Source organism: Aestuariirhabdus litorea (assembly GCF_003864255.1).
Classification (GTDB): Bacteria; Pseudomonadota; Gammaproteobacteria; order Pseudomonadales; family Aestuariirhabdaceae; genus Aestuariirhabdus; species Aestuariirhabdus litorea.
The window spans coordinates 375,227-388,223 of the sequence record NZ_QWEZ01000001.1; the positions used below are offsets into that span (position 1 = coordinate 375,227).

Below are 12,997 nucleotides of genomic sequence, written 5' to 3' on the forward strand. Positions count from 1 at the left end.
AGCAGGCGGATCAACGAATTCCCTGAGTGTAACCTACTTTTTTGACCGGATTGTACCGGCAACGGCCTGGTTTATGTTGTATCTGCCAACTGGGTCATGATCGCTAGCGCCGCTGCCAGGGAGGCGGCCGTTTACTCCTTGGTAACCCGGTTAACCTCCTCCAGACTGGTGACCCCCTGCAGCGCCTTCAGCAAGCCAGAGGTACGGAGGTCTTTGAAACCTTCCTTTTTAGCCTGCTCGGCAATCTGTATGGCGTTACCCTCCTCCATGATGATGCGGGAGAGACCGGGGGTGATCTTGACCACCTCATAGATGCCCACCCGTCCCTTGTAGCCCTTATTGCAGGAGTCGCAGCCGTGCTCGCTGGGGCCATAGATCTCTGCACTTTTGGCCTGCTCTTCGGTAAAGCCCTCTTCGATCAGGGTGTGCTCCGGAATGTCGACCCTGACCTTGCACTTGCTGCACAGACGGCGTCCAAGGCGCTGGGCGATGATCAGGTTGACAGAAGTGGCGATGTTAAAGGCGGGAACCCCCATGTTGATCAGGCGGGTGAGTGTTTCCGGGGCGCTGTTGGTGTGCAGGGTCGACATCACCATATGGCCAGTCTGGGCCGCTTTGATGGCGATGTTGGCGGTCTCCAGGTCCCGGATCTCCCCCACCATGATGATGTCCGGATCCTGGCGCAGGAAGGCACGGAGGGCGTTACTGAAGTCCATGCCCCGCTTGGTCGAGACGTTGACCTGGTTGATCCCCTCTAGGTTGATCTCGACCGGGTCCTCCGCGGTGGAGATATTCACCTCAGGTGTATTGAGGATATTCAGGCCGGTATAGAGGGAGACGGTTTTACCGCTACCGGTGGGGCCGGTGACGAGGATCATCCCCTGGGGCTGCGACAGGCAGTCCATATAGAGCTTCTTCTGGTCCTCTTCGTACCCCAGCGCGTCAATACCCATCTGCGCGCTGGTGGGGTCGAGGATACGGAGCACTACTTTTTCGCCCCAGAGGGTAGGTAGGGTATTGACCCGGAAGTCGATCGCCTTGGTCTTGGAGATCTTCATCTTGATGCGCCCATCCTGGGGAACCCGTTTTTCGGCGATATCCATGCCGGACATGATCTTGAGGCGCGAGGCAAGGCGGGGGGCCAGCTGGATAGGGGGACGCGCCACCTCATGAAGCATGCCATCGGTGCGAAAACGCACCCGGTAGGAGCGCTCGTAGGGTTCAAAGTGCAGGTCCGATGAGCCCCCCTTGATGGCGCTGAGGAGCATCTTGTTAACAAATTTTACTACCGGTGCATCGTCGGCATCAGATCCTGTTTCCTCCTCCTTATCATCGGTGACCGCCGATACATCGAGCCCCTCGAGCTCTTCATCTTCGAGGTCACCAAGGGAGGTGTCGCTGGCGTCGAGGAACTTCTCGATGGCGCGGGCGAGTTTGTCCTCCTCCACCAGGATGGCGTCGACGGTGAGGCCGGTGTTAAAGCGGATCTCGTCGAGGGCGACCAGGTTAGTGGGGTCGGCCACGGCCACAAAGAGTCGGGTGCCGCGTTTAAACAGCGGCAGGGTGTGGTGTTTGCGGATAAGCTTTTCGTCCACCAGTGCCTTGGGCAGCATATCGGGCGCGAAGGCGGTCACGTCGAACAGGGGGGAGCCGAATTCGTCCGAGGCGACGCGGGCAATATCGGCCGCCGACACCGTATTGGATTGCACCAGGTGGGTAACAAAGGGGATCTTCTGCTTGGATGCCTGCTGGTAAGCGGCGCTCGCGATAGACTCTTCCAGTAGGTTATCGTCGACCAGCCGCTTGGCCAGTCCGGTGAGAATAATGTTTGCCATAAGTGAGAAACGTCGCCAGTGCTTTCCTTTGGAGATCAATCATATAGCCTAGACCTTTTCAAGTATAGCGTGAAGCCCGGCGGCGATGTATCACTGTGCTGGACGCAGGGCTCTTGCTATTAATGAAGGGGCGTTAAGCGCATAGTGGTCAAATGTGTCAGCCTTTTTGGGGCAGTGGGTGACAAAATTGGTCACCTATCAAACCTGTGAGCCGAGGCTTGAGATGTTAGAGTTAGGCCACTCAAAGGTCTTTTTCGCTGGAAGCTGCCAAGAAATGTGAGCCAGTCCCTTTCCTGAGTCTGTTTGAGTGCGCTGGGCATGGACTGGCACACCCCTTGCTGTTAAGTTCGCCGAGAGTAACAAGTTTGTTGCTAATCACACTGAATTAATTTTGAACACACGTGGAGTATTCACCATGAAATCAGTACAAAAAGGTTTTACCCTGATCGAATTGATGATCGTAGTAGCGATCATCGGTATTCTGGCGGCCGTCGCCATCCCTGCTTACCAGGACTACATCGCCCGCTCGCAGGTGACTGAGGCGGTTAACTTGACTGCAGGCCTGAAAGCGCCGTCGGCTGAATTTTTCCAGAACACCAATACGGTTCCTTCCCTGGATGATTTGGGTGCTACCGTATCAGGCAAGTACGTAGCTGACTTGACTATTCACAACCTGAGCGGCGCTGCTACTACTGGCGCATTTGCAATCGAGGCGGTCATGAGGTCTTCAGGCGTTAACGGAAACATCATCAGCGACTCTTTCATCATTGAAACTAGCGATAGTGGTTCAACTTGGACCTGCGTGGCAGCCGATATTACTGCAACCCCCAAGTTGGGTGATACTGTTCTGATTGATCCTTCTTACCTGCCCAGTGCTTGTAAGTAATCCTGTGGTTTGCTTGAAGTAGTTTAAAAAAGGGGCGCATGCGCCCCTTTTTTGTAAGGGAGCGGTCCATGGATACCACACATCAAAACGGCTTTACTCTTATTGAGTTAATGATCGTCGTCGCGATTATCGGAATACTCGCGTCGGTCGCTATCCCTGCGTATCAAAGTTACGTAGCCCGAGCCCAGGTCAGTGAGGCAATTCTGTTGGCTGGCGGTGTTCGGGTCCAGGTAGCTGAGAGGGCTCAATCCCAGGGCGTTGCACCTGTGATGGGAGACCTGAACGTGACGCCCAGTGGCAAGTACGTGCAAAGTATTACTATTTTCAGTCTAAGCACTAATCAAATAGTGATTCAGGCCGCTTTTCGTACAACGGGGGTAAACGGAAGCATTGCCAGCAAAACCCTGGCGTTCGCTACACCCGACGGTGGCCAGCTATGGCAGTGTGGTAACGGGGGGGCTCTATCCGATACCTACACCACGCTGGACGACACCTATCTCCCTGTATCCTGCAAATAGTTTTTATATATGACAAGAAGTCCCTTTCAGCCCGGCTTTCTGGGCCTTTTTTTTGCTCTTGCCCCTGTTCTTGCCGCCACGCTGCTGCTCTATTGGGGCGGGCTCTCCGGCACGGTTGTACTGGACGACCGTCATATTATTGATGGTCTAAGGGCGATAGACACGGGCACCTCGTTGCAGGACTATCTTTTGAAGGGGGTCGGTGAGCTAAATCGACCGATTGCCTATCTGACCTTCTATTGGCAGCGCGATCTGGTTGAGCCGACCCTTTGGTCCTTTAAAGTGGTGAACCTCTTTCTGCATCTCGCGAACGTCGTTCTTGTCTTCGCGCTTTTGTACCAGTTGATCAGGCATACGCGCTATAAACCCCAAAAGTTATGGCTGGCAACAGGGGCAACGGCGATCTGGGCCTTATCGCCATTGCAAGTCTCCACGGTCCTCTATATGGTCCAGCGAATGACGGAGCTGTCAGCGCTTTTTGTCCTAGCTGCGCTGCTCTGCTGGTATCAGGGCCGTTTCCCCAGTAAGGCGCAATACCGACGGTTAGCCTGGCTGTATCTGGGTTTTGGTATCTGTATGCTACTTGCGCTGCTGAGTAAGGAGAGTGCGATTACCGGATGCGTAATGGTCTTGGTGCTGGATGCAACTTTACTTGGGAAAGAATCCAAGGATCGCACTTACAGGATCTGGCGGTGGCTGGCGATCTATTTACCGTTGATGCTTGTGGCACTTTATTTCTTTATAAAATGGAAAAGCATTGCCACGTATGGAGGGCGGGAGTTTACCCTTGAGGAGAGGCTGCTGACCCAACCCCGCATCCTCTTCGACTACATTGCCAAGTTTGTTGCTCCCCGGTGGGGGGGGTATGGGCTGTTTTATAATGAGTATCCTTTTTCTAGATCGCTGACCGATCCACTTACTACGTTGATAGCCGTAACCGCCATAGCCGTAGGTGCGGGCGTGGCTATCTGGAAGAGAACGGCCTGGCCAATCGCCAGCTTTGCTGTGCTGTTTTTTTTAGCGGGACATTTAGTCGAGTCAACTTTTATACCCTTGGAGCTCTATTTTGAGCACCGGAACTATCTGCCTACGGTGGCGATAGCCTTGTTACTGGCAACGGCGGTAGGACAGATAGTACAGCGAGTGCACAGAAAGCCACTATTGGTGTTAGTGTGCCTTTCCACCGCTATTTGGTTGGTGGCCATGGTTGCTGTATCGCGAAATGAAGTGAGGATGTGGGGGGCGCCGCTGCCCCAGGCCCTGCACTGGTACCAACAACACCCTGACTCCCATCGGGCGCACAGCCATTTGGGAGAGCTGATGTTCAATCTCGGGATGCATCAGCAATCTGCTCGCTTTTATGAGCAAACCATCGAACGCTTCCCGAATGATCCCTCAAAGATGTTGTTATGGTGGGAGCTAGGCTGCTTCCCTTCTGTGGAGTTGAGGCCCGAACTGGAACGAGTCAAACAGGTTTTGAGAAGTGGCGATCACTATCGAGAAACGATCTCTGTTCTCAAAGCAATGTTGGAACTGGTGGAGTCCGGTAAGTGCCAGTCGTTGTCACTGGATGATCTGTTGGCTGCTGCCGATACCTTACTGAGTAATCCAAGCTACAAAAAACATGTAAAGTCTATTCTTGTGTTGATGTCGAGGCTGTATGAGCTGAAGGGGGATGGCCGGAAGGGGCTTGAATATTTGGAGATTGCTGCTTCCAAATACCAAACTTTGGACATCCTGCTGGCGCTATCCCAGCGGTACTATCTAACTGGTCAAATTAACAAGGGCGATCGCACCTACGCCTTGATAGAATCCAAATGCAGCTCAATTTCACGGGCGTGCTGGCAGCAGGAACAGTCGATCGTCCAGTTAAGGGCATTAAAAGAAAGAGTCAAAAGAGGGCGAGATGCCAACAATTAGTGTTGTACTTCCAGCCAAGAACGAAGCTGAAGGGTTAAAAAGAGTGCTTCCTGCGCTTTTGGAGATGAAGGTCCTATTAGAGATTATCGTGGTCGATGATGGCTCAGAGGACGATACGGCAAAGACGGCTGCTGACTTGGGAGTTACAGTTATTTGTCACCCTTACTCAATGGGAAATGGCGCCGCTATTAAAACAGGTGCACGCGCCGCCACTGGTGAAGTGATCGTCTTTATGGATGGAGACGGGCAGCACCAAGCCAAGGATATACCGGCGCTGCTCGCGATGCTGGAAGAGGGCTATGACATGGTGGTGGGTGCCCGCTCAAGTGGCTCACAGGCGAGTGTTGGGCGCTGGGCGGCCAATAGTTTTTATAATCGCCTCGCCAGCCTGATGGTAGGGCATAAAGTAGAGGATCTGACTTCAGGGTTTCGGGCCGTTCGGGCCGATCGCTTTCGAGAATTTCTATATTTGCTACCCAATGGCTTCAGTTACCCGACTACATCAACCATGGCCTTTTTCAGGGCAGGATACTCCGTAGGTTATTACCCGATTACGGCTTTAAAAAGAGAAGGTAAAAGTCATATCAACCTATTGCGAGACGGAGTACGGTTCCTGTTGATAATTTTTAAAATTGGCACGCTGTATTCGCCACTAAAGCTCTATCTACCAGTAAGTGTACTGTTTTTTTTATTGGGATCGGGTTACTACCTCTATACCTTTCTGGCCATAGGGAGATTTACCAATATGTCGGCATTGTTGTTGAGTACTTCGGTAATCATATTTTTGATCGGTTTGGTATCGGAGCAGATAACCAGCTTGATGTATCAGCAAACGGCTGAGGTCTCAAAAAAGGATAAAGCCTAGTGGCCACTCTGATGGTTCTGGCCACCACCTATCCCCGATGGAATAGTGATGTTGAGCCTACATTCGTTCATCAGCTCAACAAACAGCTGGCTAAAAAACACTCTATTCATGCTGTTGTACCCTGGGCTCCGGGTAGTTTATTGGAAGAATGGGTCGATGGTGTCTATGTGCACCGCTTTCGCTACTTCCCGTCGGTCTTTCCATTGCTGGCCTACGATGGCGGTATTGCGCCAAAACTAAAGCGTCACCCATGGATGCTGGTCCAGATCCCCTTTATGTGTCTTGCTATGCTGGTTTGTGCGGTAAGGGTGGGATGGAGATACAGGGTGGAGCTTATTCATGCCCACTGGTTGATTCCCGCAGGTGCTATCGGGTTAATGGCCAGCTGGTTAATTCCTGGTCCAGTTCGTTTGATGGTGACCAGCCATGGAGCGGACCTTTTTTCCTTTCGTGACCCCATTTCCAGTTGGTTAAAGTCAGTAGTGATGCGCCGAGCCAAGCGAGTGACGGTCGTTAGTCGGGCGATGAAGGCGTTTTGCGAACAGAGCTTCAAGGTAGATACTCCGATTTCGGTTCAATCAATGGGAATCGATTGCCAGAGCATCTTTGTAAACCGTACCCCTTGGGCCGAGCGGCGAGGAATTGTTTTCGTGGGGCGCCTGGTAGAAAAAAAAGGGGTGCCGTTTTTATTAGAGGCCTTTGCTAATCTCGCGGATGAGTTCGATAGCGACTTGACCATTGTTGGGGATGGGCCTGAGAGGGGGAAACTCGGGTTGTTAACCCATCAACTGGGACTGACTCAGCGCGTCAAGTTTGCGGGTTCAGTGCCTTCAGAATCAGTAGGGAACTGGTTTAACCAGGCAAAAATTGCCGTCATGCCCTCGGTAATTGCACAGGGTGGTGATCAGGAGGGTCTCGGCTTGGTCGCCGGAGAGGCGACCGCCTGCGGCTGTATCGGCCTGGTTTCGGACCTGCCCGCCATTCAGGATGTCCACGATGAACCCCGGCTGCAGTTTACCGCCGGTAGTGTAGAAAGCCTTGAGGATCGCTTGCGTTGGGTGCTCGACAATGAAAACCACGCTAAGGAGCTGGCAAGCCAGCTGCGGGTAAGGGTAATCGAACGATTCGACTGGCCAACCGTAGGGCAGCGTTACTCCGGATTAGTGGACGCCTGCCTGGCGAAACAGCCCCGAGCATAGGCCAGAGCCATAACCGATTGGGCGAGGATTTTACGAATAGTAAAGGGAAGCCAGTCGATCTCCAGCAAGGGGCTGACCCACTTACATAGCCACGGCTGAAGCGGGCTGATAAAGCGGGCAAACCTGGGTAGAAAACCGCGGTTAACCCGGGGGTCGAGTTTGCCGTAGGCGCTGCTTGCATAGACCGCAGGGTGGCGACTATGGAAAAGCATTGCAGAAAAACGAGCCGCCTCATAAAGCTTGCTACATAAATCGGAAATCAGCAGATGATCGTTATGTAATACGGAGGCCGGAATAAAGCGAATCTGGTCATTGTTAATCTGTGTACTTAATCCAAGAAAAAAGTCTCTGTCCTCAAAGCCGTAGTGTTTGTAGCACTCAGGAAATCCGCCGCTTACAGCGAACGCTGTGGCTGTTATGGAGAAGTGGGCGCTGGTTTGATGACAGAGGTCTTGCTTGAAGTATCTGTTGATAAAAGTGGTGTTTTGATACTCAGCTAAAAAACTGGAGTTTGGGTTTTTTAGCGTCCCGAAACAGATTTGGCATCCAGAATCAAGTGCCTCCAGGTGCTGTTGGAGCAGGGTAGGTTCATCAGGGCTGCAATCGCTGTCGATAAACAAGAGATGGCTACCCGAAGCATGCCGGGCACCTGTATTACGTGCTGCACTGCGTCCCTGGTTCCTAGTTAAGTTGATAACTTTTGCAGTGTTAAGTTCGAATGACTCTAGAATAGCAAGGGTCCGGTCTGTAGATGCATCGTTAACCAGAATGATTTCAAGCTCCAGCCCCGCCGGTAAGACCTGGCTTGTAATAGAGTTAACGGTTTGTTCAATCGTAGCCTCGCAGTTGTAGCAGGGGATGATGATGGAAATAAAAACGTTGTTCATTGCTTTGAGTTAGTGTTTATTAAGCGTAGATGAAATCAAATTCTTAATGCTATTTATTGTTTTTTTGTCAATAAACAAGGGGTGATTGTTTTTAATGGTTTTAATCAAGTGTTTAAATGCCAAAGAAGGGCTGATAGTGAATGCTTTTGAGATATAAAAATAAGAGCTTATCTGATGTTCTTTATAGCCTGAATTTTCGAGTATGACATTGAAACGCTCGATGGCTTCGAGGCGTTGTGCAACACTTATTCTTGTCAGCTCTTGAGTTAGTGAGGTTGTGCCCTGTTCGATCTTATAGAAAGTTGTTTTTTGTGCAATGATATTTTTAGCTAAAATGCCCGCTTTTAGGGAAAAGCAAATATCGTTAGCATGAAGAGTCTCGTCAAAAAAAATGTCATTATTTATGATTAGGTCTGCACGGTATATTTTGCTGTAAGGGGGGTAAAAATGGAAGCGTATGCTTTGTGAGTCCGACTCAAAGTGATCTACAAGTTGCTTAAATTTAATGTGTCTGTTGCCTTGGTGGTGAGTAGCATCTTCAAGAAAGCTGTCGGGTGGAAAGTAGGTAATATCGGCGTCGTTTTCGATAGCAATGTTTTTTAGATTGTTTGTGATAAACAAATCATCGGAGTCAGCAAAGGTTAAATGAGTTCCAGTCGCATATAGCAAGCCGGTGTTTCTTGCTCCACCAGCTCCCCTTTTTCGTTCATTAAGGTAAAAGTGGACATGAGGGAAAAGAGGTTCAAGTAAAGCAGCAGGCTCTTCGCCGTTATCATCAACAACGATGACTTCGAAGCCATTTTTGGGAATTGTGGCGAGCAGTCGAGCAAGTTTCTTGTTTGAGTTGAATGAAGGTATTATTACAGAGGTGAGTTGCTGCATCTGTTGCTCTACTTACAAGGGGTTTCTTTGTTCTGGTTGCTGAAGTATGAGTGAATTTTTCGGTAAGCAATGTCATTTTCACAGGCCGTAAAACCTGCGGCACCCGCTATATTAGACCATAGGTAGCGCTTCACTTTATTGCTAAAAGTTTGGGTGGTTGGCCAGTTAATGTTTTCTAGCCCGTCGTTATGATTAATAAAGTAGAGCTGTTCTAGTAGCGATGGGATAACTACAATTTCGTTGTTGTTGTTTTGTAGTAGTTTTGAATACCAAAGGTCATCTGATGTCGGTGCTAGTTCTAAGTATGCGTCATTATAAATATCGGATTCTTTGAACATTTGCCGGGTAAGAACGGCGCCGCCACCAAAGGTTATAATATAGTCTCTGTCGACCGTTATTGGTTTTTCGATAAGCTTCCAGTGTAAATAAGATGCCGTTACACCGAATAAATTTTTATTAATTGATCGCACTCTGCAGGCAACAGGTTTTCCGCCGGATTCATTGTAGGTCTTTGTTAGGTGTAAAAGCCAATCTTTGCCGTAAAAAATGTCATCATCAGCCGTTACAAAAATATCTTCTGGTGAGGCTTGGCGAAGCATAGGTATAAGTTTTCGATATGGGCCTGTATTTGGTGTCCACCTGATCGATATTTCTGTTTTTGAAATTTCGGGAATGGTGTTTATCAAAAAGTCAGTGGTCTGGCTTTTTGATAAACCAGTATCGCTCAAGTGTGGTTTGCAGGATACCCATAAGTTTATCTGATCTGGCAACCGCGTCTGCATTAAAAGAGAGGTTAATGCGATTCTGCATAGACCCAATCTTTGTGAGGTAGTAGTTAAGTTGACAGTTAACAAGTCATGACCTTTGTAGGCTGTTTTTTTGCTTTGTATTAGTATGGTTATGGTGGTTTTTTGATGTGTATTTTTGGTTTAATAACCAAAAATATCATAATCATCTTTATATAGCTCACGGATTATTTTTTTGGTGTTCTCTTCTACAGTTTCTTTCGCCTCTTTTGACTGATTTAGTTTTTGCAAGATGTTAGTGTTGGTTATCTTTAGTTGCGCCGCAACGGCTTTAAAATCAAAATCTATATTTTCAAATTTTCCAACAAAGTCTACCTTTATTTCACCCTTCCAGTTGCAGAGATAGCAGGTTTGCGTTCTAAATATTGGGTGATAAATCATTTTGCCGCTAATTAGCTCGGCTTCAACAAACTCATTGAAACAGCTATATTTTTTGATCTGTTGTGAAACAACAAGATCTTCCATCTGGTTTCCACCCGTTTTTAAGTAATTATAGCCTGAAAAGGTTCGATCAAGAGGGTTTCTAACGAAGGCGAATTTGTAGAACTCTTTGAATTTTCTTGGCGACGCTTGTTCGTATACCCACCATGGAATGTGAAGGCGTCCTCTTGCAGATTCTCCTAATGCTACTCGGACTGATGTGCCTGCTGCTTTAGGTATGTGTATAAAAATCGCTTTCCTTTTCAATTCTGTAGGTGAAAATGGATAGCATGCCCTTTGGTATAAGCGGTTAAGTTTTTGTGGAAGTATTTTGATCATCTGGTTAGTAGTGGCAGTTAAAAATATTTTTAAAAGGCTGTTGAAATTATACCAAGGTGTCTTTTGACGCGTATATATAAAAATATATTCCAGAAAATCGTGCTTAAGGTAACGCCCGTTGCTGCCCCAGCTGCTCCAAACGTGGGCGCCAGCGCAATACATAGCGTAAAATTAAGAATAAGAGCAATGGACTGTATTTTTAGGGTTTCTCTTTCATGCCCGCACATAGATAATAAGAACGCAACTGAGCCAAAATAAACATTAAAAAGCTGACCTGCTGATATGATTACTAATGGCCAGTTTGAAATGTCTGTGTACTCAGGTCCAAATGCAAACCTTATTATTGGTCCACCGGCTAAAATAAACGCAGCTGCGATAGGCGCGGCTAATAGGAAGCTGCCTCTAGCTGATGTCCGAGCTATCTTCTGGAGCTGTTTTTTTTCACCTTCCTGATGTGCCTGTACAATGTACGGGGCAATCACCATGTTAACGACCGTCAGTGACATTGCTACAATTTGCCCTCCTCGCTCAGCAATACGCATGGCTCCAGCCTGCTCATCCGTACTTAGTAAGCCCAGAGCTATAACTCCAACCTGCATATTAAGAGCACCAATCAAGGCAATCATAGTAAAAGGTAATAAGGCACCACACCATTTATCTAGATGGTAACTGGCCTTGCTTGTTGTGACCGCGTTTGGCTTAACTTTAAGGTATACCCAATTTGAGAGTAAGAGTATAAAAATGGCTACTACTACTTGGGTCCAGATTGCAGCCCTGATATTTAACAGACCTTGCCAAGCCAAAATGCTAAGGATAAATAGCAGGGCCGTAGGCCCCACCAGCTGCTGGGGTGCCTCCGCATAGACTGGCATACCCAGGCCCTTTATGATACCTGTCCATACCGAGGCTAAACCAACAAGCGGCACCATTAAAACTGCTATGCCTAGTAACGACCATTTGCCGACAGTTGGTAGTATGCTAAATTCAAAAAGCGCCCAAACAGTTACAAGCACAATAGTTGATAATATAGCTACCCAGGCATGGGCAGACTGTACAGCCCCTCGGTATAAAGACCATCTATTTGCGCGAGATAATGCAGCTACCTCTCTGGTAAGCAGCTGGGGAAGTCCGCCACTTACTGTGAGGCAGATAATCGGCACAAGGGCTAAGATAAAAGCATACTGGCCAAACCCCTCTGGTCCCAATGTCCGAGCCAGTATGATGCTGGTCCCAAAGCTTATGGGTATCGAAAGGAGCTTTATTGCGCCTACGCCTAGGAAGCTTCTGATAAGTTTTCTTTTAAGGCTCAATCTGAATTATTCCCGCGGGTATTGTCGCTTGGAAAGGTTAGGTATCTCCCTAACGAAATTTATTGTGTCTCTGAGACCTGTTTCTTGGGCGCTCAGTCAGAACCCATCCGGATTGCTCTGCTGCCAGTTCCAGCCATCACGCACCATGGCGTCTAGTCCCAACTCTGCTCGCCATCCCAGTTCGCGGGCGGCCAGGCCTGCATCGGCGTAGCAGCTGGCGATATCGCCGGCCCGGCGGTCGACGATGCGGTAAGGGATTTCACGGCCGCTGGCGCTGGCGAAGGCCGCGACCATCTGCAGTACGCTGTAGCCGCTCCCGACTCCCAGGTTGTAGGCCTTGCAGCCGGGGCTGCGATCCAGGTGCTCGAGGGCCTTGAGGTGGCCACGGGCCAGGTCCACCACATGGATATAATCGCGTACGCCGGTGCCATCGATCGTGTCATAGTCGCCCCCGAACACCTGCAGCTGCGATAGCTTGCCGATGGCTACCTGGCTGATGTAGGGCATCAGGTTGTTGGGAATGCCGTTGGGGTCTTCCCCGATCAGGCCGCTGGGGTGGGCGCCAGCGGGGTTGAAGTAACGCAGCAGCAGGATGTTCCATCCCGTATCGGCTAGCGATAGGTCCCGCAGCATCTCCTCGATGATCAGCTTTGAACGCCCGTAGGGGTTGGTCGCCGACAGCGGAAAATCCTCGGTGATCGGCAGGCTGGCCGGGTCGCCGTAGACCGTGGCCGAGGAGCTGAAGACCAGATTGCGACAGCCATGAGCCTTCATGGCCAGGCACAGATTGAGGGTGCCGGTGACGTTGTTCTGGTAATACTCCAGCGGCAGCTCACAGGACTCGCCTACTGCCTTAAGGCCGGCAAAGTGGATCACGGCGTCAAAGGCGTGCTCGCTAAACAGACGGTTCAGCGCATCGGCATCGCGGATATCGATCTGCTCGAAGGCGACGTTTGTCCCGGTGATCTGCTCCACCCGCCGGAGCGACTCGCGGGAGCTGTTGCTGAGATTGTCGATCACCAGCAGCTCAAAGCCCGCCTCGATCAACTCAACACAGGTGTGGCTGCCAATATAGCCGGCACCGCCGGTAACCAGAATTTTACCCATCGCTCTCTCGGTGGTCCTTATAG

12 protein-coding genes are annotated in these 12,997 nt (G+C 49.8%); 5 read left to right on the forward strand and 7 right to left on the reverse strand.

Annotated features, from left to right (window positions below; all coding sequences use genetic code 11):
* Window positions 1-131 precede the first annotated feature (131 nt).
* Window positions 132-1,835: a type IV-A pilus assembly ATPase PilB gene (pilB, locus tag D0544_RS01850; RefSeq protein ID WP_125014288.1), complete on the reverse strand. Its 1,704-nt coding sequence runs from the start codon at window positions 1,833-1,835 to the stop codon at window positions 132-134.
* Window positions 1,836-2,250: 415 nt separating this feature from the next.
* Between pilB and D0544_RS01855 the strand changes: the two genes are divergently transcribed.
* The 5 genes from D0544_RS01855 to D0544_RS01875 all read left to right on the forward strand — a co-directional run bounded on the left by D0544_RS01855 (window position 2,251) and on the right by D0544_RS01875 (window position 7,223).
* Window positions 2,251-2,721, forward strand: a complete 471-nt coding sequence (locus D0544_RS01855) for a pilin (RefSeq protein WP_125014290.1) — start codon at window positions 2,251-2,253, stop codon at window positions 2,719-2,721.
* Between the two features lie 68 nt (window positions 2,722-2,789).
* Window positions 2,790-3,239, forward strand: a complete 450-nt coding sequence (locus tag D0544_RS01860; RefSeq protein ID WP_164880787.1) for a pilin — start codon at window positions 2,790-2,792, stop codon at window positions 3,237-3,239.
* Window positions 3,240-3,248: 9 nt separating this feature from the next.
* Window positions 3,249-5,159: a hypothetical protein gene (locus D0544_RS01865; RefSeq protein ID WP_125014294.1), complete on the forward strand. Its 1,911-nt coding sequence runs from the start codon at window positions 3,249-3,251 to the stop codon at window positions 5,157-5,159.
* Window positions 5,146-6,024, forward strand: coding sequence for a glycosyltransferase family 2 protein (locus D0544_RS01870; RefSeq protein WP_125014296.1), 879 nt, complete (start codon window positions 5,146-5,148; stop codon window positions 6,022-6,024). Before D0544_RS01865 ends, D0544_RS01870 begins: the two co-directional genes overlap by 14 nt.
* Entirely contained in the window at window positions 6,024-7,223 is a 1,200-nt protein-coding gene (locus D0544_RS01875; RefSeq protein WP_125014298.1) for a glycosyltransferase, read from the forward strand. Before D0544_RS01870 ends, D0544_RS01875 begins: the two co-directional genes overlap by 1 nt.
* Here the strand turns inward: D0544_RS01875 and D0544_RS01880 are convergent.
* The 6 genes from D0544_RS01880 to galE form a co-directional block, all read right to left on the reverse strand.
* The gene (locus D0544_RS01880; protein ID WP_125014300.1) at window positions 7,175-8,110 is read right to left on the reverse strand and encodes a glycosyltransferase family 2 protein; all 936 of its coding nucleotides are present in this window, start codon (window positions 8,108-8,110) and stop codon (window positions 7,175-7,177) included. The genes D0544_RS01875 and D0544_RS01880 overlap by 49 nt on opposite strands.
* Window positions 8,111-8,119: 9 nt before the next feature.
* Window positions 8,120-8,992 carry a glycosyltransferase family 2 protein gene (locus D0544_RS01885; RefSeq protein ID WP_125014302.1) on the reverse strand — a complete coding sequence of 291 codons (873 nt, stop codon included), beginning with the start codon at window positions 8,990-8,992 and terminating at the stop codon, window positions 8,120-8,122.
* 8 nt (window positions 8,993-9,000) lie between these two features.
* A complete protein-coding gene (locus tag D0544_RS01890; protein ID WP_125014304.1) occupies window positions 9,001-9,720 on the reverse strand; it encodes a hypothetical protein in 720 nt (239 codons plus the stop codon).
* A gap of 201 nt (window positions 9,721-9,921) precedes the next feature.
* Window positions 9,922-10,557, reverse strand: coding sequence for a sulfotransferase family 2 domain-containing protein (locus D0544_RS01895; protein WP_164880788.1), 636 nt, complete (start codon window positions 10,555-10,557; stop codon window positions 9,922-9,924).
* A gap of 29 nt (window positions 10,558-10,586) precedes the next feature.
* A complete protein-coding gene (locus D0544_RS01900; RefSeq protein ID WP_125014309.1) occupies window positions 10,587-11,867 on the reverse strand; it encodes an oligosaccharide flippase family protein in 1,281 nt (426 codons plus the stop codon).
* Between the two features lie 96 nt (window positions 11,868-11,963).
* On the reverse strand, window positions 11,964-12,974 hold the full coding sequence (gene galE / locus D0544_RS01905; protein WP_125014311.1) for a UDP-glucose 4-epimerase GalE: 1,011 nt from the start codon (window positions 12,972-12,974) through the stop codon (window positions 11,964-11,966).
* Window positions 12,975-12,997 lie beyond the last annotated feature (23 nt).

Coding starts and splice junctions, on each gene's coding strand:
- D0544_RS01860 (WP_164880787.1), top strand. CDS start 2,790: ATGGATACCACACATCAAAACGGCTTTACTCTTATTGAGTTAATGATC.
- galE (WP_125014311.1), bottom strand. CDS start 12,974: ATGGGTAAAATTCTGGTTACCGGCGGTGCCGGCTATATTGGCAGCCAC.
- D0544_RS01855 (WP_125014290.1), top strand. CDS start 2,251: ATGAAATCAGTACAAAAAGGTTTTACCCTGATCGAATTGATGATCGTA.
- D0544_RS01895 (WP_164880788.1), bottom strand. CDS start 10,557: ATGATCAAAATACTTCCACAAAAACTTAACCGCTTATACCAAAGGGCA.
- D0544_RS01885 (WP_125014302.1), bottom strand. CDS start 8,992: ATGCAGCAACTCACCTCTGTAATAATACCTTCATTCAACTCAAACAAG.
- D0544_RS01880 (WP_125014300.1), bottom strand. CDS start 8,110: ATGAACAACGTTTTTATTTCCATCATCATCCCCTGCTACAACTGCGAG.
- D0544_RS01865 (WP_125014294.1), top strand. CDS start 3,249: ATGACAAGAAGTCCCTTTCAGCCCGGCTTTCTGGGCCTTTTTTTTGCT.
- D0544_RS01870 (WP_125014296.1), top strand. CDS start 5,146: ATGCCAACAATTAGTGTTGTACTTCCAGCCAAGAACGAAGCTGAAGGG.
- pilB (WP_125014288.1), bottom strand. CDS start 1,835: ATGGCAAACATTATTCTCACCGGACTGGCCAAGCGGCTGGTCGACGAT.